The 20588-nt window shown below is 52.7% G+C and carries 20 protein-coding genes; 10 read left to right on the top strand and 10 right to left on the bottom strand.

Annotation, left to right across the window (positions count from 1 at the left end):
* The first annotated feature begins 13 nt into the window (after positions 1-13).
* Genes wecB through MHI45_RS12180 form a run of 8 tightly spaced genes read left to right on the top strand, consistent with a single transcriptional unit; the run spans position 14 to position 6994 of the window.
* Positions 14-1108, top strand: coding sequence for a non-hydrolyzing UDP-N-acetylglucosamine 2-epimerase (wecB, locus tag MHI45_RS12215; protein ID WP_038596003.1), 1095 nt, complete (start codon positions 14-16; stop codon positions 1106-1108).
* Positions 1098-2084, top strand: a complete 987-nt coding sequence (locus MHI45_RS12210) for a polysaccharide biosynthesis protein (protein WP_076110794.1) — start codon at positions 1098-1100, stop codon at positions 2082-2084. Before wecB ends, MHI45_RS12210 begins: the two co-directional genes overlap by 11 nt.
* Positions 2081-2920: a dTDP-4-dehydrorhamnose reductase family protein gene (locus MHI45_RS12205; RefSeq protein ID WP_076110793.1), complete on the top strand. Its 840-nt coding sequence runs from the start codon at positions 2081-2083 to the stop codon at positions 2918-2920. The genes MHI45_RS12210 and MHI45_RS12205 overlap by 4 nt, the downstream gene beginning before the upstream one ends.
* The gene (locus tag MHI45_RS12200; protein WP_076110792.1) at positions 2917-3882 is read left to right on the top strand and encodes an NAD-dependent epimerase/dehydratase family protein; all 966 of its coding nucleotides are present in this window, start codon (positions 2917-2919) and stop codon (positions 3880-3882) included. The genes MHI45_RS12205 and MHI45_RS12200 overlap by 4 nt, the downstream gene beginning before the upstream one ends.
* The gene (locus MHI45_RS12195; protein ID WP_076110791.1) at positions 3882-4598 is read left to right on the top strand and encodes a glycosyltransferase family 2 protein; all 717 of its coding nucleotides are present in this window, start codon (positions 3882-3884) and stop codon (positions 4596-4598) included. The genes MHI45_RS12200 and MHI45_RS12195 overlap by 1 nt, the downstream gene beginning before the upstream one ends.
* Before the next feature lie 33 nt (positions 4599-4631).
* A complete protein-coding gene (locus MHI45_RS12190) occupies positions 4632-5207 on the top strand; it encodes a class I SAM-dependent methyltransferase (protein ID WP_076110790.1) in 576 nt (191 codons plus the stop codon).
* A 27-nt stretch (positions 5208-5234) separates the two neighbouring features.
* The gene (locus tag MHI45_RS12185; RefSeq protein WP_076110789.1) at positions 5235-5960 is read left to right on the top strand and encodes a glycosyltransferase; all 726 of its coding nucleotides are present in this window, start codon (positions 5235-5237) and stop codon (positions 5958-5960) included.
* Complete coding sequence (locus MHI45_RS12180) at positions 5957-6994, top strand: glycosyltransferase family 4 protein (protein WP_076110788.1); 1038 nt, start codon at positions 5957-5959, stop codon at positions 6992-6994. The genes MHI45_RS12185 and MHI45_RS12180 overlap by 4 nt, the downstream gene beginning before the upstream one ends.
* A 77-nt stretch (positions 6995-7071) precedes the next feature.
* Here the strand turns inward: MHI45_RS12180 and MHI45_RS12175 are convergent, their stop codons facing one another.
* Complete coding sequence (locus MHI45_RS12175) at positions 7072-8142, bottom strand: glycosyltransferase family 4 protein (protein WP_076110787.1); 1071 nt, start codon at positions 8140-8142, stop codon at positions 7072-7074.
* 209 nt (positions 8143-8351) lie between these two features.
* On the opposite strand from MHI45_RS12175, the gene MHI45_RS12170 reads away from it, so the two are divergent.
* A complete protein-coding gene (locus tag MHI45_RS12170; protein WP_076110786.1) occupies positions 8352-9284 on the top strand; it encodes a YhcN/YlaJ family sporulation lipoprotein in 933 nt (310 codons plus the stop codon).
* A 141-nt stretch (positions 9285-9425) separates the two neighbouring features.
* Here the strand turns inward: MHI45_RS12170 and nagA are convergent, their stop codons facing one another.
* The 7 genes from nagA to MHI45_RS12135 form a co-directional block, all read right to left on the bottom strand.
* Positions 9426-10628, bottom strand: a complete 1203-nt coding sequence (gene nagA, locus MHI45_RS12165; protein WP_076110785.1) for an N-acetylglucosamine-6-phosphate deacetylase — start codon at positions 10626-10628, stop codon at positions 9426-9428.
* Positions 10616-11344 carry a glucosamine-6-phosphate deaminase gene (gene nagB / locus MHI45_RS12160; protein ID WP_076110784.1) on the bottom strand — a complete coding sequence of 243 codons (729 nt, stop codon included), beginning with the start codon at positions 11342-11344 and terminating at the stop codon, positions 10616-10618. The genes nagA and nagB overlap by 13 nt, the downstream gene beginning before the upstream one ends.
* Positions 11345-11349: 5 nt before the next feature.
* Complete coding sequence (locus tag MHI45_RS12155) at positions 11350-12222, bottom strand: MurR/RpiR family transcriptional regulator (protein WP_038600622.1); 873 nt, start codon at positions 12220-12222, stop codon at positions 11350-11352.
* Positions 12223-13104: 882 nt separating this feature from the next.
* Positions 13105-14718 carry an FTR1 family iron permease gene (locus tag MHI45_RS12150; RefSeq protein ID WP_256718110.1) on the bottom strand — a complete coding sequence of 538 codons (1614 nt, stop codon included), beginning with the start codon at positions 14716-14718 and terminating at the stop codon, positions 13105-13107.
* A gap of 835 nt (positions 14719-15553) precedes the next feature.
* Positions 15554-16852, bottom strand: coding sequence for an iron uptake transporter deferrochelatase/peroxidase subunit (gene efeB / locus MHI45_RS12145; protein WP_076110783.1), 1299 nt, complete (start codon positions 16850-16852; stop codon positions 15554-15556).
* 4 nt (positions 16853-16856) lie between these two features.
* A complete protein-coding gene (gene efeO, locus MHI45_RS12140) occupies positions 16857-17759 on the bottom strand; it encodes an iron uptake system protein EfeO (RefSeq protein WP_076110782.1) in 903 nt (300 codons plus the stop codon).
* Positions 17760-18026: 267 nt separating this feature from the next.
* Positions 18027-19004 carry a LacI family DNA-binding transcriptional regulator gene (locus tag MHI45_RS12135; RefSeq protein WP_076110781.1) on the bottom strand — a complete coding sequence of 326 codons (978 nt, stop codon included), beginning with the start codon at positions 19002-19004 and terminating at the stop codon, positions 18027-18029.
* A gap of 359 nt (positions 19005-19363) precedes the next feature.
* Here MHI45_RS12135 and MHI45_RS12130 point away from each other — a divergent pair, with 359 nt between their 5' ends.
* Positions 19364-19588 carry a helix-turn-helix domain-containing protein gene (locus MHI45_RS12130; RefSeq protein WP_019908812.1) on the top strand — a complete coding sequence of 75 codons (225 nt, stop codon included), beginning with the start codon at positions 19364-19366 and terminating at the stop codon, positions 19586-19588.
* Positions 19589-19738: 150 nt separating this feature from the next.
* Here MHI45_RS12130 and MHI45_RS12125 read toward each other — a convergent pair whose 3' ends face one another.
* Together MHI45_RS12125 and MHI45_RS12120 are read right to left on the bottom strand one after the other, a co-directional pair.
* A complete protein-coding gene (locus MHI45_RS12125) occupies positions 19739-20128 on the bottom strand; it encodes an aspartyl protease family protein (RefSeq protein ID WP_076110780.1) in 390 nt (129 codons plus the stop codon).
* Positions 20125-20385, bottom strand: coding sequence for a hypothetical protein (locus tag MHI45_RS12120; RefSeq protein WP_038595972.1), 261 nt, complete (start codon positions 20383-20385; stop codon positions 20125-20127). The genes MHI45_RS12125 and MHI45_RS12120 overlap by 4 nt, the downstream gene beginning before the upstream one ends.
* Between the last annotated feature and the right edge of the window lie 203 nt (positions 20386-20588).

Below are 20588 nucleotides of genomic sequence, written 5' to 3'. Positions count from 1 at the left end.
GGGGAGTGAACCCATGAAGATCATGACGATTTTGGGCACACGGCCCGAAATCATCCGCCTCAGCGTCATCATTCCGCTGCTCGATGAGCATGCGGAGCGGCATGTGCTGGTGCATACGGGACAGAACTTCACCGCCAGTCTCAGCGGGATATTCTTTGAAGAGCTGGGGCTGCGGGCACCGGATTATGTGCTGCAGGATAAGCAAGCCGGGCTTGGCGGGCAGCTTGCCGCCATGTTCGGAAGCCTGGAAAGCATTCTGCTCAAAGAACAGCCGGACCGGGTGCTGCTGCTCGGCGATACCAACAGTGCGCTGTGTGCAATTCTCGCGGAGCGCATGGGTATCCCGGTCGTGCATATGGAGGCGGGGAACCGCTGTTACGATTTGAAAGTGCCGGAGGAGAAAAACCGCCGTGTCATAGATGCCGTTTCGACCATTAATATGCCATATACGCAGCAGAGCAAACGGCATCTGCTGAGTGAAGGTTTCCCCAGCCAGCGTATCGTATTAACCGGCAATCCGATCCACGAGGTCATTACACATTATGAAGAGCAAATTAGAGCCAGCGATATTCTGGCCCGGCTGAATCTTACGGCAGGCCATTATTTTCTAGTCACTGCCCATCGCGCCGAGAATGTCGATGATCCCGAATCACTGCTGCAAATTATGTCCGGCCTGTGCCTTGTGGCTGAACATTTTGGAATCCGCCTGATCTGCAGTATCCATCCCCGCACACGCTCCAAGCTGACGGAGCAATTCCCGCTAAAGATGAACCCTCTTGTGGAATTCCATGATCCTTTCGGATTTTTCGATTTTGTCCATTTGGAGCGTTATGCCCTCTGTGCAATTACCGACAGCGGAACCGTCCAGGAGGAATGCTGCCTGATGGGAGTGCCGACCGTAACGATCCGCAGGACGACAGAACGTCCGGAGACGGTGGATTGCGGCAGTAATGTAGTGTCGGGAGTAGAGCAGAACAGCATTCTGCGCTGTACCCGGTTGATGACGTCGCTGAGTCCGGAATGGGAGGCACCGGAAGGCTACATGACACCGGATGTCTCGGCAAAGGTAGTTAAATTTTTGCTTGGAGGGAACCTGCATGTTCAATAATAAACGGATTATGGTCACAGGCGGAACCGGTTCCTGGGGGCATGAACTCATCCGGCAGCTTCTGCCGCAAAATCCTAAGGAGATCGTAATTTTCTCCCGCAGCGAGTCAGCCCAGGTGTCGATGAGCCGCGAATATGAGGATAGCCGCCTCACCTTCATCATCGGCGATATCCGTGACAAAGATGCTCTTGTGGCCGCATGCCGCGGCGTGGATTATGTGTTCCATCTTGCGGCGCTGAAGCATGTTCCGGTGTGCGAAGATCAGCCGTATGAAGCGCTCAAGACGAATGTCGTCGGCACCCAGAACGTCATTGAAGCAGCTATTGCCAATAATGTAGAAAAAGCCATTTACATCTCCACCGATAAAGCGGCTAATCCGTCTAACTTCTATGGCATGACCAAAGCGATCGGCGAAAAGCTGTTTGTGTATGCGAACCTGCTCGGCACAAGCACACGCTTTGTGACCGTACGCGGCGGCAATGTGCTGGGGACGAACGGCAGCGTGGTCCATCTGTTCATGAAGCAGATTAGGGATAAGGGCCAGGTGCGCATTACAGATATGAAAATGACCCGCTTCTTCTTCACCCTGCGCGATGCCATCACCCTGCTGTTCAAAGCGTCCGAGGTCAGCATCGGCGGAGAAATCTTCGTCATGACGATGCCGACCTGCCGGATTGTCGATCTGGCCGAGGTGCTGATCGAAGACTCGGGAAGACGGGATGTAAGCATTGTTGAAACAGGTATCCGCCCCGGTGAGAAAATCCATGAAATCCTGATGAGCGACTTCGAGAGCTTGACCACCGTCGTTTACGATGAGCAGTATCTTGTTATTCTCCCTACGCTGGATATGCCGGAGCTGAAAGCCCACTACAGCAGCTATCCGCATGTTTCCTTCAACAGCTTTAGCTCGGAGAACAACCTGATGGACCAGGAGGAGATCAAGAATATCCTGATCCGGGGAGGTTTCCTCCAATGAAGCTGCTTATCCTCGGCGGAAACGGTATGGCGGGTCATATGCTGGCGGCGTATTTTCGCCGCCAGGGCAAACATCACGTCTTCCATACAACCCGGGATAAGAGTGATCTTGGCGGGCTGTATGTAGATGCTGACGATATCGCCGGAGTGGAGAAACTGGTCGAAATCGTCTCTCCCCACTGCATTATCAATGCGCTGGGAGTACTGAATCAATTTGCGGAGCGTGACCGGATCGGGGCCTACCATGTGAACGGATTTCTTCCCCACCGGCTGCGCCGTGCGGCAGATGCCGTTCATGCCCGGCTGATCCACATCAGTACCGACTGCGTGTTCGAAGGAACACGCGGCCGTTACACGGAGGATGATACGCCTGACGGCACTTCTGTATATGCGATTACCAAGAGTCTCGGAGAGATCCGTGCGACCGGCCATTTAACGATCCGCACCTCCATTATCGGACCCGAAATCCGCTCCGGCGGCATCGGCCTGATGGAGTGGTTTCTATCCCAGAAAGGGCCGGTCTCCGGCTATGAACGGGTCATGTGGAATGGCGTGACGACACTCGAGCTGGCCAAGGCGGTGGATGGCTTGCTGGAATCAGAGGTATCCGGACTGATTCATCTGGCCCATCCCCAACCGGTCAGTAAATATGAACTGCTCCGGCATCTGCAGTACGCATTCCATAAGGAAGATGTTGAGATCATTCCCGAAGATGTGCATATTCAGGACCGTACACTGGTAAACACAAGAGCTGATGTCCAGATCCAGTTGCCTTCCTATCCGGAAATGCTGGCAGAGCTGGCTGATTGGATGCAACGCTCAGAGATGTCCACATGAAGGGGCGGAAACTGCTGATTACCGGAGCCGCGGGATTTACCGGCCGGCACGCCGTTGCCTATTTCAAGGCTGGCGGAGCGGAAGTGACCGCTGTAGTGCGCCGTCCGGCAGCGGAGTCCGCCGTTTTTCCGGAGGGGGTTCAGCAATATGTTTGCGATTTAAGCGACCGCAAGGCGGTCCATGACATGATCGGGCAGGTCCGGCCAGACGAAGTGCTGCATCTGGCAGGCAGAAATTCAGTACCAGAGTCGTGGCGGGATCCCCTGCTTTATATGGAAACAAATGTTATGGCAACCCTGTATCTGCTTGAGGCGCTGCGTGCCCAGCCGGCCAGCCGTATTCTGGTGGCCGGCTCCCGGCTCAAGTACAGACCCGGAACCGCTGTGGGTCCGCCGCATCCCTACAGCCTCAGCAAAACACTGGAGGAACTGGTATCGCTCGCCTGGGGAACTCTGTTCAAGCAGCCCGTTCTGCTGGCAGAGCCGTGCAACCTGATTGGCCCCGGTCCCTCCACCGGCTTCTGCTCCCTGCTTGCTCAGCATATTGTGCGGAGTGAAGCCGTCTCGGGTACGGACGATGAGATTCCGCCTTTCAGGCTTTCTTCACGGATTGAATTACGGGACTTTCTGGATGTGCGCGACGCCGTAAGGGCCTATGACTATATCCTGCGCAAGGGAGAGACAGGAAAGGTCTACCGGATCGATTCCGGGAAGCAGCGCACGCTGGGGGAGATCGCGGAGAAGCTGCTGGCTCATGCCGCGGTACCGGTTGGAATGGACTGGGGTCCGGAAGCTGGGGTTCATGCGGAAGCAGACGCCGGAGTGTTGCACGGTTCGGTCACGCAACCTGAAACATCTGAAGACAATGTAACTGCACTCGGCTGGAGTGCGGCAATCCCGCTTGAGCAGTCGCTTGCAGATATTGTGGACTTTTATCGTGCCAGTAGGGAAGGAAGGATGTAATGAATCCAAAAGTATCGGTGATAATTCCTTTTTATAATTGTCCTTATATTGAACAGGCGCTGCAAAGCGCCTTGTCCCAATCCTGGCAGCCTTATGAGATCATCGTCGTCGATGACGGTTCCACAGCTCATATGGACCGGATTATGCCCTATCTGCCCAAGATTCATTATCTCGGCAAAAGCAATGGAGGCACCGCTTCCGCGCTGAACCACGGCATCAAACATTCTACAGGAGACTATGTCGTATGGCTTAGCTCTGACGATATGTTCTACCGTGACAAGATCAACAATCAGGTTCTGTTCATGGAACAGAACCGTTTGCTTATCACTTACACGAACTTTAATTTTATCAACGGAGAATCGCAACTGACCGAAATGAACGCGGCGGCGGTATTCTCGAATCACCTGGACTATTTACGCTGCTTTCTTCAGGGGAATCCGATTAACGGCTGTACGGTAATGTTCAAGCGGGAGCTGTTCGGCGCTATCGGTCTGTTTGATGAAGCACTGCCCTACACACATGATTATGATCTGTGGTTCCGGGCGATTCTGAACGGATATCCTCCGATTATGCTGAACCAGTCCTTAACGGCGTACCGCCGCCACAGCGGCATGGGAACCCTTAAGCATTATGATGTGATTATGGCTGAAGCCACCGCGACCAATGCCCGTTATCACGGACTGCTCCGCGGTTTGATCACTTCTATGGGCGGCTAGGCTTAAGCCATTTATTAAAGGGAGGGGAAGCCTATGTACCGGGAAATTGCAGTGAAAGATTTCCTGCCGGTCTTGCTGGAGTATCTCAAGTTCTCCGAGAGCATTCTGGATATCGGCAGCGGCACCGGTACTCTGCTTGAACGCTATGAAGCTGCTCTGGTAGTCGGCCTGGATATTCACAGGCCTTATCTGCTGCACCGCAAATACACCTCGCCGCATATTATCCCGGTGCATGCCGATGCCAGCCATATTGATAAGCTCTTTCTGCCGGGCACGTTCTCGGCGGTGACATTAATTGATTCTCTGGAACATTTCTCCATGAAGGAAGGAATGGAGCTTCTCAAAAAAGCGGAGATGATCGCCACCAATCGTGTGGTGGTGTTCACTCCGCGCGGATTTTTTCCGCAGGAAGGGACGGATCATTTTCACCTGCAGGGAGAGTATTATCAAAAACACTGGAGCGGCTGGGAAGCGGAGGATTTCCTGAGGCTGGGTTACTCGGTAACCGTGCTTAAAGGCTATCACCATGCAGAGAATCCGGCCTTCCGGGAAGCGTTCGGAGAGGATCATGAGCCGCTGGATGCCTTACTTGCCTGCAAGACAGTATAAACAATACTTCGGGAAGGAGGTGAGCGCATGAATCAGCATAAGTCCAAGGTTTCGGTGGTAATCCCCTTCTACAATTGCCCCTACGTAGATCTAGCGGTGGAAAGCGTGCTGGCCCAGAGCTACCCGGATATCGAAGTTATCGTAGTGGATGACGGATCGTTGTTCCACACGGAGAAGCTGGCTCCTTACAGAGACAGGATAATGTACTTTCACAAATCAAACGGCGGCACCGCATCTGCGCTCAACCTGGGTATCAAAGCGGCCAGCGGGTCTTATTTTGCTTGGTTAAGCGCTGACGATCTGTTTCATCCCGATAAAATCCGGCGGCAGATGGAGGCTTTGCGCAGCACAGGAACTTCATTTAACCATACCGCCTATTATTATATTAATGAACAAGGGGACCGTGTTTCCGAGGTCATAAAGGTCCCCTTTCCCGATAGAAGCCAGCTTATCGCGACCATGATGACGGGCTGTCCGGTTAACGGCAGCTCTGTTCTGCTCGATATGGATATCTTCCGCACCGTGGGCATTTTTAATGAACGCTTTTTATATACACAGGATTATGACCTTTGGCTGCGTATTTTGCCGCATTACCGCTGGTCTTACATTGAGGAGCCGCTGCTTGATTATCGTATACACAAGCAGATGGGCTCTGTGATTCACAGTGAAGCGCAGAACAAGGAGATTAAAATGGTGCAGGCGAAGCATCATAGATCTCTCGCGCAGCTGCTGAGAAAGGAGAGAGGGAAATGAGACTGACATTCCCGATTCTGACGTTGTCCAGGGGCGGGGCGCAGCGTATGCTCGCAGAACTTACCAACCGTCTGGCAATCATCGGCCATGAAGTGATCATTCTTATGCCCAATCACGGCATTGTCGAATATGATATGAAGTGCAAGGTCCTCTACTCCAGCTTCAGCCAGCTGTCGGAGGACGATTTTCCTTATAGCGATGTCATAATTTCGAATTACTACACTACCGTGCCTGTGGCGCAGCGGGCCAGTGAACAAGGCAAGGGATTGCATATTCGCCTGGCGTTATGTTATGAACCGACTTTTCTGCCGGATAATAATCAGTCCTTCTCTTCCTATAATATTGCCCGCAATTTGTTTGTGCTGTCCCGGTGGCAGCAGGAAATTGTAAGGATTAATCATGGGATTAAAGGCAGGATCGTGCCGATTGGGGTGAATCCTGACTTTTATAATACACACAGGCGGAACACGCAAGGCAAGCTGGTAGTCTCTGCAATTATGCGCAAGCCGGAAGGGGGATTCTCCGGCCACCGGGAACAGGACTATCTGCTGCAGCAGCTCAATCTGGTCAAGGCGCATCATCCGGAGATTGAATTGTATCTGATAACACCACCGGGAGAATATGCCGTATCCGCTGCACTCCAGACTCTGCTCGCCGATGACCGTTATCATGTACGCACGCCTTCAAACGATACGGAGCTGTGCTACCACTATAATGAAAGCGACATTTTTGTCAGCTCCAGCACATATGATACAGGTTCATTGCCGGGTCTGGAAGCGATGCGCTGCGGCGCTGCATTAGTTACGGTTTATTCCGGGGGGAATCTCGAATACGGTGTCCACGGCCACAACTGTCTGATGTCCTACCGGCATGAAAACCGTCTGGCCGATGATATTATCACTTTAATCAGGGACAAGGAACAACGCGAGCGCATTGCCCTAAGAGGAGAGAGTGACTCACTGCGTTTCACCTGGGAGAAAAGCGTGCAAATCTTTCAGAATGAGATGTATGAGATCGTATCGAGGCTGGGTTGAGTATTTGTTCAAGACACACAAAGAACCTTCATTTCCACGGTCTTCCGGTGGTTTGAAGGTTCTTTTGGCGTCGGCCGTTAAAAGATGGAAAAGGAGTTGAGCATCTCACGAAAGGAATGGGCATAACTCTCGGAGCCGAAGCGTGAAATCATATGGAGCCTTCCCTGATCGCGGATGTGGCTGCGGAGTGCAGGATTATCCATCAGCTCCAGGCCTTCTCTGACAGCCTGCTCCACATTGCCAAGCGGATAAAATTTGCCGGAGTGATTATGAACAATAAAAGACCGGACACCGTCCGAATCGGTGCTAAGTACAGGACAAGTGCAGCAGATGGCTTCGGCAACTGCATACCCGAATCCTTCTGTAATGGAGGTGGATAGCAGAAAGCCGCCGGAACCGGCAATGGAGGAATAATAAACGGGCATAATATGGTTGGGCATGTTGGTAAATACATTCAGCCGGTCATTCAGTCCTAAAGCGTGCAGTTCCTCATGGAACAGCTGCTTTTGCTCCTCGGAGGCAAGCTCCGGATCATGGAACATCCACAGATGCAGAGCGGGTTTGTGCAGGCGGATCTGATGGGCGATCTTCAAGTATTCGCTCCAATTCTTGTTGTTTTCAAGCCGGCCTACCCAGGCAATTACCGGATCGCAGGGAGGTTCACCGGGGATCATCCGGAAGGACTGGACATCCACGATATTGGGGATTACATACCGGTGGAGCCAGGGACAGATGGAAATAAACAGCTCCAGCAAATGATCGGTAGGAGGTATAAGTACAGCATTGCAGTGGGATCTCAGATAAGGTACGGCCTCTATAATCAAAATCTCCGCATCAGCCCGTTTTCCGAGCCCCTGGGCTTCGTATATCAGAATGCCTTCATAGCCTAGACAACGCAGACGCTCCATTAACAAATAATCCGATGTAACAATAATGGCGTCATAGTGGTGAGTATCGAGTAATTCCTTGATTTCTTCATCCCGGGAAGTGATAAACACGGGAAAGTTTGTGATATTTTGGCTTGCAGACCCCGGCATGAGGTATAAAACATGGCATTCAATACCGCCGCGCTGCAGGCTTTCGCACCTTAGCTTGTTCAGTGTCTCCACCCCGCCGCTGGGTACATAAAACGTAAATAAAACCTTCATGCTCACCCCTCCTGACTTTACTTTGCGGAGAATCACGGCTCGCTTGTGAATACGGCCTACTGTTTATAAGATACGCGAATGTTTCCCCGCATGTGACGGTGCAGGGGAGAGAGTACCAAATCCTTTCAGGATAGCTTGAACCGGTGAAGGCCATGCTAACGATTGTTACGCTGTATACATCATAATTTAATGAGATGGAGGATGAGTTCATGTTGCGATCAAAGATCAGCATGTCAGTCTCTGCCGCGCTGCTTCTGGGCATGGTCAGCATTACAGGTTGCGGTGACAATAACTCTGCAGATGGCAATAACGTTCAGACAAAAAGTGTACGGAAAATGAACGATGGCCGCATTAATACCAATTCCGTTCGGGGCAATGCCTTTGACAAAATGGAGATGAGCCAGGAGCTCGCCGACCGCATTGCGGCGATGCCGGAGGTGCGCTCAGCAAATGTAATGATTGCTGGGAAAAGCGCTTATGTCGCCGTATCCTTCGACAGGGCTGATGGCGGAATGCATGTGAAAAGTACTGATAAAATACGTCCTTACAGCTATGGCGGCGGGCTCGGCAACAACACTTCCGGCATGCTGAACGGTCCGGAAATGACAGTGAATCCTGGAGAAGGCAGGGCGACTGGACCGATTATGGGCAATCGGGGAAGAGGAACAGTAACGGGCAATCCGGGCATGACCGGTACAGGAGGGTCGATGGCTGGTGTACCGAAGAGCCTGACCGGTACGGGTACTGTCGGAGGGGTAGGTACGGCCGATCCCAAAGCCTACCCCGGCAATGGCAATAACGGCATCTTGTCCGACAGCAATTGGGTCGATGGAACCCGGATGAAGCGCGATATTGATGATAGCATGGGGAAGGGAATCGGGATCCGCAGCGTTGCTCCAAATAACAGCAATAAAATGACTGACGATGAAGATGTTACCGAGGAGATGAAGGACAAGATTGCTGCCGAGATTAAGAAATATAATTCGGGCATAGACAACGTTTACGTGTCGGCCAATCCGGACTTTGTGGAACGGGCTGACTTTTATGCCCAAGAGGTACGTGCGGGCCATCCGCTCAAGGGATTTGCCAATGAATTCCGGACGATGGTCGAGCGCATCTTCCCAACACGCAGCGGATATTAATCCTGCCCTCGGCCTGAGCTAGTATGCCTGAGAAATAACGGGATTATTCCATCAGCGGGCCGTTACAATAAATGCAGCCATCCTACCGGATTCCGGTCTGGATGGCTGCATTTCAGTTTATATGCCTGGCAGTACTTCTGCTCAGATAACCGGTGAACCGGTGGAGATTGTACGTCCGCCGATCCATACACCGTTCAGTTCAAGATCATCATCCAGCAGCAGGATATCCGCGCGTTTTCCCGCTTCAAGCGAACCTATGAAACGCTGCATCCCCAGTGATATGGCTGGGGTAAGACTTGCGGCGTTGGAGGCTGCTTGAAGACTGAGTCCCACTTCCTGTACCAGATAGCGGAAACCGCGAATCATGGTTAGCGTGCTTCCGGCGAGCGCATCAGGGTTATCCTTCAGTGTGGCAATGCCTTCCCGTACGATTACCGGCAGGTCACCGATTGTATATTCACCGTCGCTGAGTCCGGTTGCTGACATGGCATCCGTGATGAGCATCAGATTGTTCCGGGTTTTGAGTCTGGAAAGCACATTAATCGCCGCAGCGTGCACATGAATGCCGTCGGCAATAATCTCAGCACGTATCCGCTCGTCAAACAGTACGGCACCTGCTGTGCCCGGTTTGCGGTGATGCAGCGGAGTCATGGCATTGAACATATGCACCGCCTGGTTTAAGCCGGCGTCCGCAGCCGCAATAATCTCTTCGAAAGTAGCATTGGTATGTCCGAGAGCTGCTGTGATGCCATGCTTGCGCAACCAGAGAATCGCTTCCAGTGCGTCTTCACATTCCGGCGCCAGGGTAACCTGGCGGATCATTCCCGGGTATTGCTCCTCCCACGCTTCAAGCCATGTGATATTTGCCGGGACAATATGCTCAGGATTTTGTGCCCCGGACCATTTGGGGCTGATGAACGGCCCTTCCAGATGCACTCCGGCCAATTGGGCGAATGGCATGCTGCCTTTGCGATAGTCGGCGACTTCGGACAATACACGGTCGATGTCTTCCTTGGCTGCGGTCATGGTGGTGGCCAGCATGGCGGTTGTTCCATGTGAAGCATGAAACCGGGTGATGATATCCAGCGATGCCTGATCCGAGTACATAAAATCGTAACCGGCGCCGCCGTGCACATGCACATCAACGAATCCGGGGATCAGCAGCCCGCTCTTGTCTTGGGTGCCTGCGAGCCAGTGGGCGTAAGCTTCTGGCAGCCAGGCGGCTTCTCCTACATATTGGATAACCTCTTCTGATACTGCGATCACGCCTTCTTTAATCAGGCCGGAGGGAGTCAGCACTTTTCCGTAGAGCAGCTCGCCTGGTGTTCTATTTATTTCAGCCATTTCGCAGCTCCTTCGTCCAGCAGAACGACCACATTGGGATGGCTCTGCAGCAGGGAGGCGGGACACTGTGTCGTGATCGGACCTTCCAGCGCGTTTTTGACTGCTTCTGCCTTCTCTTCTCCGCGCACCAGCAGCACGATTTGCCTTGCTTTGAGAATGCCGCCGATGCCCATCGTTACCGCCTGGCGGGGTACATCCTCCAGCCGGTCGAAGAAGCGGGCATTGGCTTCCAGCGTTTCTTCCAGCAGGTCTACAACATGCGTGCCGCTGGTAAGACTGGCATCCGGCTCATTGAACCCGATATGGCCGTTGCTGCCGATGCCCAGGATCTGCAGGTCCACCGGCCCGTTATCCTCAAGCATTTTGTCATAAGCGAGACATTCGGCAGCAAGCTCCGCCGCATTTCCGTTAGGGACATGTGTCCGGGCACGATCAATATCGACATGATTGAACAGATGTTCGTTCATGAAGCTGCGGTAGCTCTGGGGATGATCCACAGGCAGACCCACATATTCATCCAGATTATAGGAAGAGGCTTTGGCGAAACTGACATTTCCCTTGCGGTGCATCTCTACCAGCTTGGCGTAGACGCCGACTGGAGAACTGCCGGTAGCCAGTCCCAGTACGGCTTTGGGATTGCTCTGCAGCAGGCTGGCAATCAGGTTCGCACCGGTCTGGGCGAAATCTTCTTCATTGCGGAATTTTAAAATGTTCATTTGAATTAACCTCCCCGTTTATGACGGTAATGTTGGACATTCAGATAAGATTGCTCCAGCTTGGGAATGAAATCGCCAAACCGGGTGCTGACCATGCCGGTGAACAGGATATCAATGATATGCAGCTGCGCAATCCGCGAAGCCATATCACCCCGCCGCATTCCCTGCTCCAGCGAGGAGGAGAACAGCGGGATATCCGCCAGTGTGGCCAGCGTGCTGCTGCCGTAAGAAGTCAGCGAAATCGTGGCCGCACCGCTGGCTCCGGCACAGCTTAAGGCGTCGATTGTTTCCGGGGTTTCCCCGGAATAGGAGACCGCAAACGCTACATCGCCGGCAGAGAGCGAAGAAGCGGAAGTGATCTGCATATGTGAGTCGGCAAAAGCGGTGCAGTTCACTCCGATGCGGATCAGCTTCTGGTAGAAATCCTGTGCAACGATAGAGGAGGTGGCCATCCCGTAGAGATCAACCCGGCGTGCCCGGCACAATGCATCAATGGCTGTTTGCAGCCGCTCCAGATCGAGTAGTGAGGTGGTGTCCCGGATCGAAGTCAGGTGATTGGCCTGCATCGCTTCGACAATGACCGAAAGCGGGTTGCCTGCGACAATATCCTGATAGGAGGAGCCGCCTTCCTGCGGCGAAGCATCGCTATGGGCAATTTCTGATGCCAGCTTAACCTTGAAATCGGGGAAGCCTTTGAAATGCAGCACCTTGCAAAACCTTGTAATTGTTGCGGGACTGACACCGCATTGCTCCGCCAGCTCCGTGATGCCCATATGGACAATCTCCGCTGGTGAGGCCAGAATACGTTCCGCCAGCTTGCGTTCCATTTGGGATAGCTTTTCCTTCTCGTGCTCCAGGACATGCAGGATAGGAGAAATAAGCTCCACCTTCTTTTCTTTGTGTGAATGAATGCAATCATTTCAAAAATTGAAATTATTTTTATTATTATATAGATTTACAAGAAAATTATTTTCATACCTAGAATAAAACAAATCCTCAAGCGATGCAAGGGGGAGATTCCTACAATTAGTCTCCTAAGTCTGAAGCAGTGCGGGAAGTTATGAAAAAACACAATAAAACATAAAAAACAAAAAAACCAGTTCACTTCCTTGTTGAGAAGAGGACTGGCTGAAAATTTGTAATGCTAAATGCTAAATGCTAAATGCTAAATGCTAAATGCTAAATGCTAAATGCTAAATGCTAAATGCTAAATGCTAAATGCTAAATGCTAACTGCCGTGTGGGTCTTGGGTCAGAAGATCAGATTGGAGGTGTAATCTGGTAAGTGTTACAGCTCCAAATTCAGTTAGCGGGAAAAGATAGCACTAAAAAGACATTAGACCGTAAATGAGGAATTTAATGGGAAATCCGCCCGCTAATAACTCTCAAATCTAACTAACTGGGATATTTGTCAATATTAGCGGTAAGAATTCACGTAATTCAGTTGATAAGCAGTATTCGTTAAAAATTAACGTGCATATTTCCCGCTGTAATCACATTAAGTTTGTGGATACGCTGGAAAATGCGCACAGTTGAGCAAGTCTAATGTAGTCAAAACAGTGCAATTAGCAAACATTATTTAATGCCGAATGGACATTTTTGTGCATCGGAATATAGAGTTGTAAGGGCTATCTTGACGGTTACCGTATATTCTTCTGTAGTGAATACACAGATTACTTTTTGATGCTGAAAAAGATCTATTGTACAATCTGCAGTAAAAAGCGTCAGCGTGGTTCCTTTATTTGTCCCGGCTGCTTAGTGTCAGCCCGCTGTCCGTGATTTGCCCGCAGACCTGCTGCGCAGCATTTCCCAGAGAATAAACGCCAGAATGAGCACTTGGGGCAGCAATGTCTCCCATGTTGGATACAACCCCAGCCAACCGACCGACGGCAGCCCATTCTCCACATGTGCCGGCAGTTTCCCGGCTACCTGTAAGGAGTGGATGCTCTCGCCGAGAAAGCGGAAGACCAGATAGTAGATCAGCACGGTTGCTGCGCGGAAGAAGGCAGTGATCGGCAGCTTGGCGCTTAGGGCAATAATGGCATACCCCAGAATGATCAGCACGACCAGCGCGCCTCCGATCCCTAGCAGCAGCTCTGAGGTTGCGATGGATGGTGCCATTCCCACATAGAATATGGTCGTTTCGGCCCCTTCACGCAGAACCGCCAGCGCAGCTACGAAGAATAAAGACCATAGGCTGCCTTTAGCCAGCGCACCGTCCACCTGCCGCCCGACATATTTATTCCATGCAGCGGCGTTCGATTTACTGTGCATCCAGCGGCCGATCGTGAGCATCATTACTACTGCCACAAGTCCGGTAATCCCTTCAATCAGCTCACGCGCGCTTCCGGAGGCTGCCTGCGAAATGGTGTAGGTTAGCAGAACAGCCAGGCCTATACTGCTGGCGAGACCTGCCGCAGCACCGGACCAGACCCAGCGCTGGGTCTTGGGGCCGCCGTCTCTTTTCACATAGGACAGCAAGGCGGAAAGTACGAGAATCGCTTCAAGGCCCTCGCGGAGCAGAATCAATGCGGCGTCCCAGGCCGTATAGGCTGTGTCACCGGCCAGCGGAGTCAGCTCCGCGAGCATCGTGTCCATGGTGGCCAGCGCCTGATTAAGCTTCGGCGGATCGGACAACAAATCACCGGTAACGGCTGCGCTCTCGTTCTCGATATTTGCATACACCTTGGGCGATGCGATCTGCACCTGTCCTTCGGCTGAAGGCCAGGCTGTAATAAACTGTTCCATGATTCCCGCCGCACCGGCACTGTCTCCGGATTCTGCTGCTGCTGAAGCTTTCTTCAGGTAGCTGATCAGCCCCCCGATCGAAGCAGGCTGCGCTGACACGTCTCCCGTGTCAACCGTCTTGCCTGCGCTGTAGTCGGCAAGCAGCGTATATAAAGCTTCGGCCTCCGCTTTTGCCGCCTCTTCGCGGAGCGGCTCGGCCTGCAGCGCAACGCGCAGCAGGCTCATCTTCGTCTCCAGCAAGCCGTAGACGGCGGGATTGTCGGCCCGGATGCCTCGTTCCGCCGGCGTCCAGCCGTTCACGACGGCGCGGTAGGCTTCCGCCGCCGCCTTCCAGTCGGCGCTGCGCGCCGCATCCCGCGTGCGCTCCGCTGCGGGCAACAGCTTCGCCGCCGCTTCGAGCCCGGCGGCGCTGGTGTCACCGCCGCCCGTGCCGGAGGCGGCGGTGACGTACGCGTCCACGCTTTTGGCCAGCGTGGACAGCGCGGTTTTGGCGGGCGTGCCGCCGCCCGCCGCCAGGGCTTCCGCCGCGCTGGCGAGCGCGGCGTCTACAGCGGCAGCCGGACCGGCGAGTGCCGGGTCCGGCGTGCCACTGTTCGCGGTGCGCCACAGCGCCGCGAACGACTCCACATCGGCGGCGGCCGCATCCCAGCGGCCCTGGCCGGCTTCGACGAGCGCGCTGCCAACTGCGGGCAGCAGCTCGTCATGCCGGCCGTCTTCCGCCGCCGCGGCAGCTGCTGGCTTGCAGAGCAGCAGCAGGAAGAGGCAGCCGAACAGAACGGCTGCCTTCAGCGCGGGCAGCAACCCGCGCTCATGCATCCGCACCCGTTCGGTGCCCGTGCTTTCCAGTCTGCACTCATGCACCGGCCCTGGCTCAGATCCTTGCGCCAGGCTTGCCCTGCGCTCATGCATCCGCACCCGTTTGGTACCCGTGCTTTCCAGTCCACACTCATGCACCAGCTCTGGCTTGCGTCCTTGCGCCAGGCTTGTCCCGCGCTCATGCATCCGCACCCGTTCGGTGCCCGTGCTTTCCAGTCCGCACTTATGCACCGGCCCTGGCTCAGATCCTTGCGCCAGGCTTGCCCCGCGCTCATGCAACCGCACCCGTTCGGTGCCCGTGCTTTCCAGTCTGCACTCATGTACCGGCCCTGGCTCAGATCCTTGCGCCAGGCTTGCCCCGCGCTCATGCAACCGCACCCGTTCGGTGCCCGTGCTTTCCAGCTTGCACTCATGCATCAGCTCCGGCTCGTGTCCTTGCGCCAATCCCGTCCCACTTTGATGCATCAGGCCCAGCTTACCCTTGGCTTTCTCCGGGTGGAGCGCCGTGTGCGGCAAGCCATATTTATACTGTCTAGCAAATAACATCGGGAGTATCCCCTTTCAATAATGGACAGGCAGATCCGGGAAGGCTGAACGGATCTGCCTGTTAGCATGCTGGTTGCTAACTCATGCTGTGTTTTCTTGTTCAGCCTAGCAGGGCTTCGCCGATATACCCGCCTTCGCGGACACCGGGGAAGCAGGCGAATACCGCGCTGCCGGTGTGAACCATATATTCATTCAACCGGTCGTTTTTGGATAGACGCTGCTGGATGCTGACGAACTGTTTAAGGAGATCCTTTTGGAAGCTGATGAACAGAAGACCCGCATCCAGCTGGCCTGTCTTAAGATCCATTCCGCTGGAATAGGAGTAGGAGCGCCGGAGCATTTTGATCGTGCCGTCACCATGGGCCAGAGCGGAATGCGAATCCGGCGGGATGACGGGCTTGCCGGAAGCATCGGCGGCGTCCAGTTTAAGTTCGGCGAATTCGTCAGTGGCTCCAATTGGCGCGCCGCTGTGCCTGTGCCGTCCGAAGGTCGTTTCCTGGTCGCTCAAGGTCGAGCGGTCCCAGACCTCAATGCGCAAACGCACACGGCGAACAGCCATGTAAGTGCCGCCATTCATCCAGGCAGGCCCATCGCTGCTGCTGGTCCACACAACCTTGCGCATTTCGGCATCGTCTGTGGCATCTGGGTTGCCTGTTCCGTCTTTGAAGCCGAGCAGATTACGCGGGGTGGCTCCTTTCGGATCGGCTCCCGCTGTGCGCTGGAACCCTTCCTGGGTCCAGCGCAGCACGGCTGTGCCGCGGGCAATCCGTGCGAGATTGCGTATGGCGTGGAACGCCACCTGCAGATCATCAGCACAAGCCTGTACACAAAGATCTCCGCCGCACCACTGCGGCTCCAGACTGTCTCCCGTAAAGGCTGGGAGGTCGGCAAGTGAAGATGGACGTTTCGGGGCTAACCCAAATCGTCCATCAAAAAAAGCCGGTCCAACCCCAAACGTTAGCGTACACCGGGAGGGGGTCAGGCCATCGGCTTCTCCGGTATCGGACGGCGGAAGATTGGGATTGTCGTTGACATTGCCGATCAGACTGCCGGAGGTCAAAGCCGCCGCAGCCTCTGTCCATGACTTCAACAGCTTTTTCACATCGTCCAGCTTCGTTGTTGTCAGATCAAACGCCGCAAAGCACAGAAAGTTCTGTGCAGGTGTAATAATTCCGGCCTGATGTGCTCCGTAGAACGGGAGGGTATCGGCGGCAGGATCCAATGAAGCTGCGGGTGTTTTGGCAGCGGATTGGCGCGCGGCCATCAGCCCTCCTGCACCTGTGCCGCCCAGCAGCAGGCCGAGCCCGGAGGCGCCGGTAAGCCGCAGCATATCACGGCGGCTTAGCTTTTTATTTAACATTTGCTCACTTTTGAATTCTTCCTCAGGCTGCTTTTTCATCTGCTCACACTCCTAGAATAGTCCCCATGTTAGACAACGGTTCAGCTAAGGCATCCAGATTCTGGCTCAGCTTACGCACTTCGTCTTCCTTGAGTGTTTCGTAGGAGACATAGCCGTCACCTGATTTAAATGGAGCGAGTTCATCCAGTAGTGCCGTAAACCGTTCGCCGATGGTCTGCTCGAGCTCTGGATCCTTTTTGGCAAGCTCGGGTTTCAGCAGCTCGTAGATTTTTTGCGCACCTTCTACATTGGCGACAAAATCATACAAATCCGTGTGTGAATAACGTTCTTCCTCGCCAGTCACTTTGGAGGAAGAGACTTCGTTCAGCAGTTCGACTGCACCGGTAACGAGCAGATTCGCATCAATCTCTGCTGTTTCCACCTTGGCGCGCAGGAGCTGGGCATCCTTCAGCAACCGGTCGGCGACTTCAGTCATGCCGTCAGTTGTGCTGTTTTGCCAGAGGGCCTGTTCGATTTTATGGAAACCGCGCCATTCGGCCGCATCCACATCATTTTCACGGGCATCGATATTGGGATCAAGATCTCCGAGCGCTTCGGCAATCGGTTCAATCCGCTCATAGTACATACGGGCCGGGGCATACAGCGCCTTCGCTTCGTCGAGACTTCCTGCTTTGACGGCGTTCGTAAAGTTTTCCGTCTGCTTGACGAATTCGTCGCATTGTTCAATGACGTAGGTCCGGTATTGCTCAATGGCTGAAGAAAAATCGGCGGCAGCTGTAGTAGCGGTGGCATCAGCCGTAGTAACCGGAGCTGCTGTAACTGCGCTGCCATTTACCGCAGCCTCATTGTTGTTATCCGTATTATTATTGTTCTCATTGCCGCTGCAGCCGGCAAACAGAATGGAAGCAGCCAGCAGCCCGGCGGGAACAGCGTAACTAAATTTCAATCAAAACACCCCTTTTTCTAATGTAAGAACTTGTATGCAAATGATAATCGTTATCAATTATGCTGGGATTATCATAAATCCCTGCACAGTGGCTGTCAACAAAAAAATGTGATATTTATCATAGCTGAAAAAGGTCAATAAAAATCCGCCCCTGAAACAGGGACGGAAGCAAAAGCCATCTAGCCACCGGTAAAGCTGCGGGTGGGATACGATCAAGTATTTAATCGTATAAGTGCCGCTTGTAAAGGCAATTCAGAATGGATTCCCTTAAACCGTAGAGCGCTCAATAATCCGGTATGCCAGCTTGCGGTACACCGGGAGCGTACTGTCCCCGCGGATCTGTTCATGGATAATCCGGAAGGCGGAGGCTCCCATCTCGTATAGCTGATTATCAATTGTAGTGATCTCCAGCAGCCGTCCGATCGGCTGATTGTCAAAGCCCATCACTGCCAGATCTTCCGGAATGCGCAGCCCGTGCTTGCGTGACTCGATTATCAGTCCGGCTGCAACATGGTCGCCTGAAACGATAACCGCATCAGGCCGCTCCCGCATCTCAAGCAGCGAGCGCGCTGCGGCCGCTCCGTGTTCTTCGGTCATACAGTCGTAGATCATCCATGCTTCCTGAAACGGCAGCTTGTTCTCGGCAAGAAACTCACGGAATGCGGATTGGCGGATGGAGGAGCTACTGCCGTTCTGTCTGCCTTCGCAGTAGCCGATTTTACGGTAACCTTTGCCAATCAAGTACTGCAGGCCGTGACGGAAAGCAGCGTAATGCTCAATATACACAGAGGAGAAGCGGCGTTCCCCGCTGTTCTGGCAGGTTACTATCGGACCGTAGGCGGTGTATTCCTCAATGACTTCGGGCTGAAGTGCTGTGGATACGATAACGACGCCGTCAATTTCCTTATTGCGCAGCATTTCAAGCACCTTAAGCTCTTCCTCAGGTGAATAATTGGTCTGGCAGAGAATCAGCCGGTACTGCGCGAGCAGCGCCTCATGAGCAAGGCCGTCCATGACAATGGAGAAATAAAAGAAGTTGATAAACGGCAGGATCACCGCAACGGCTCCGGTACGGCCGGTAATCAGATGCACAGCGTTCATATTCCGTGTGTAGTTTAACTGGTCTATGGTATCAAGCACAGCGGCTCTTTTGTCTTTGCTGACATAAGGATGATTATTAAGCACTCGCGACACGGTTGTTACGGAAACACCGGCGATGCGGGCGATTTCTTTTATATTGGCCATCGGCGCAGCAGCCTCCTGAGTCAGGGGTATAATGATTTTATTTTATCACATCTCCCCTTGGAAACCTCCCGAATAAAAACACTTGCTATGGAATCCATTTCATAAATTACACTGGGGTTGCAACAGCTTACCGGATAAACCGGCGTTACCGAAAGGGCGTGACGGACCGGTGATGCCTGTTATTTTGCCGCCTAGAGGCGGCTTTTTTTATGGGACGCCTTGTTCTTGCCCCCTTTCTCCGCTACTGCCCATTTTAGAGCAGCAGCAGCACCATTAACATGCCCCATACATAGTATGATTTGACTGTATCCCTTTACCTTGTTATACCAAACAAACCCGAGCAAGGAGGGGTGACACCATTGAAAGGGAACGAACATCATAGCAAATTTCTGTTGACGCATCGTGAGCGCGAAGTATTCGAGCTTCTCGTGCAGGACAAAACAACACGGGATATTGCCGGATTGTTATTCATCAGCGAAAAAACCGTCCGCAACCACATCTCAAACGTCATGCAAAAACTAAACGTAAAAGGCCGTTCGCAAGCGGTTGTCGAGCTGATCAAGCTTGGGGAGCTGAAAATATAGCTGCCGTGCTTTCGCAGTGATGAATGCGTTTAAGCCTTCTTTTACCCTTTGGGGTGAGGGGAGGTTTTTTGTTTCAGATATAAGTGGAATGTGAATAAAATACAAATAGACCAAGCGGTTGCTGTCCCTTGAGGGTAAGCGTTGCCCGGTCTATTTCTCAAACTTAATAGTCATGGTTTCAAAATCCACCTTGCATTTGGCTCTCATCATAAAATCAATGCCAACAATTCCGTCAAAGCCATAAGGCTCTTGAATCGAACCAAGCTGAATGGGGAAATCCGTCAAAGTAATATGTTCAATGCAAAAGTCAGGAATCTGCTGCTCATAGCAAATTTCGCTCGTTCCTCCTACCCCATACATCCGCTTGGCTCGCCCATTTATAAAATCAATGTGAATACCTATTGCAGCTAATGCATCGGAATCAAAAACAGTTGCCGCACAGCCTGTATCAAATAGAACATTATGCAGAACAATTGAATTGTCATATTGAGCTAAAGTCAAGGAAACGATAGGCAAGCCATATTGTAATTGTAACTTCATATCCGTTGCCGTACTCCCGAGAAAAATTCCTCGACAACCTCAACATCGCTTCTGCTCGTATGAAATACATACAGCTCACGAGTCGGATGTAGCTTGTGAAGCTCTTTATAACCGCTCCATGCCTCCTCGGGATTATCGTAGTCTTGAATGACCGCCATATCCTCTAATTGACGCACACGGTTGCTGGAGCTTGCCTTGATTGCTTCCACCAGTACAAAGCGACCTGGGTGCAATTCCGTAATTTCTCCCCATTTCATCGGCTTCACCTCGCTTGGTTTATCATATTTTTAGTATAGCATAGACGCTTAAGGAATTTTGATGTTAAAATATATGGTGCACCTGTGATGGTGGTGTTTTACTTTCAACTGATGATTTTGTAGAAGAACTATTTTTAAAAGTACAACAAACAAAAAATAAAGTTGAAAACAGTTCGGCGAAGAGTTATCCTGATAGCCTTTCG

The sequence above is a fragment of the Paenibacillus sp. FSL H3-0321 genome, from assembly GCF_038002865.1.
Lineage (GTDB): Bacteria > Bacillota > Bacilli > Paenibacillales > Paenibacillaceae > Paenibacillus_AQ.
Note: the sequence above shows the minus strand (reverse complement) of the source record. Positions and strands in the feature narration are given on the sequence as shown.

What these genes read in the sequence shown, in the direction of transcription:
- wecB (WP_038596003.1), top strand. Translation starts at nt 14, where the DNA reads ATGAAGATCATGACGATTTTGGGCACACGGCCCGAAATCATCCGCCTC.
- MHI45_RS12210 (WP_076110794.1), top strand. Translation starts at nt 1,098, where the DNA reads ATGTTCAATAATAAACGGATTATGGTCACAGGCGGAACCGGTTCCTGG.
- MHI45_RS12205 (WP_076110793.1), top strand. Translation starts at nt 2,081, where the DNA reads ATGAAGCTGCTTATCCTCGGCGGAAACGGTATGGCGGGTCATATGCTG.
- MHI45_RS12200 (WP_076110792.1), top strand. Translation starts at nt 2,917, where the DNA reads ATGAAGGGGCGGAAACTGCTGATTACCGGAGCCGCGGGATTTACCGGC.
- MHI45_RS12195 (WP_076110791.1), top strand. Translation starts at nt 3,882, where the DNA reads ATGAATCCAAAAGTATCGGTGATAATTCCTTTTTATAATTGTCCTTAT.
- MHI45_RS12190 (WP_076110790.1), top strand. Translation starts at nt 4,632, where the DNA reads ATGTACCGGGAAATTGCAGTGAAAGATTTCCTGCCGGTCTTGCTGGAG.
- MHI45_RS12185 (WP_076110789.1), top strand. Translation starts at nt 5,235, where the DNA reads ATGAATCAGCATAAGTCCAAGGTTTCGGTGGTAATCCCCTTCTACAAT.
- MHI45_RS12180 (WP_076110788.1), top strand. Translation starts at nt 5,957, where the DNA reads ATGAGACTGACATTCCCGATTCTGACGTTGTCCAGGGGCGGGGCGCAG.
- MHI45_RS12175 (WP_076110787.1), bottom strand. Translation starts at nt 8,142, where the DNA reads ATGAAGGTTTTATTTACGTTTTATGTACCCAGCGGCGGGGTGGAGACA.
- MHI45_RS12170 (WP_076110786.1), top strand. Translation starts at nt 8,352, where the DNA reads ATGTTGCGATCAAAGATCAGCATGTCAGTCTCTGCCGCGCTGCTTCTG.
- nagA (WP_076110785.1), bottom strand. Translation starts at nt 10,628, where the DNA reads ATGGCTGAAATAAATAGAACACCAGGCGAGCTGCTCTACGGAAAAGTG.
- nagB (WP_076110784.1), bottom strand. Translation starts at nt 11,344, where the DNA reads ATGAACATTTTAAAATTCCGCAATGAAGAAGATTTCGCCCAGACCGGT.
- efeB (WP_076110783.1), bottom strand. Translation starts at nt 16,852, where the DNA reads ATGAAAAAGCAGCCTGAGGAAGAATTCAAAAGTGAGCAAATGTTAAAT.
- MHI45_RS12135 (WP_076110781.1), bottom strand. Translation starts at nt 19,004, where the DNA reads ATGGCCAATATAAAAGAAATCGCCCGCATCGCCGGTGTTTCCGTAACA.
- MHI45_RS12125 (WP_076110780.1), bottom strand. Translation starts at nt 20,128, where the DNA reads ATGAAGTTACAATTACAATATGGCTTGCCTATCGTTTCCTTGACTTTA.
- MHI45_RS12120 (WP_038595972.1), bottom strand. Translation starts at nt 20,385, where the DNA reads ATGAAATGGGGAGAAATTACGGAATTGCACCCAGGTCGCTTTGTACTG.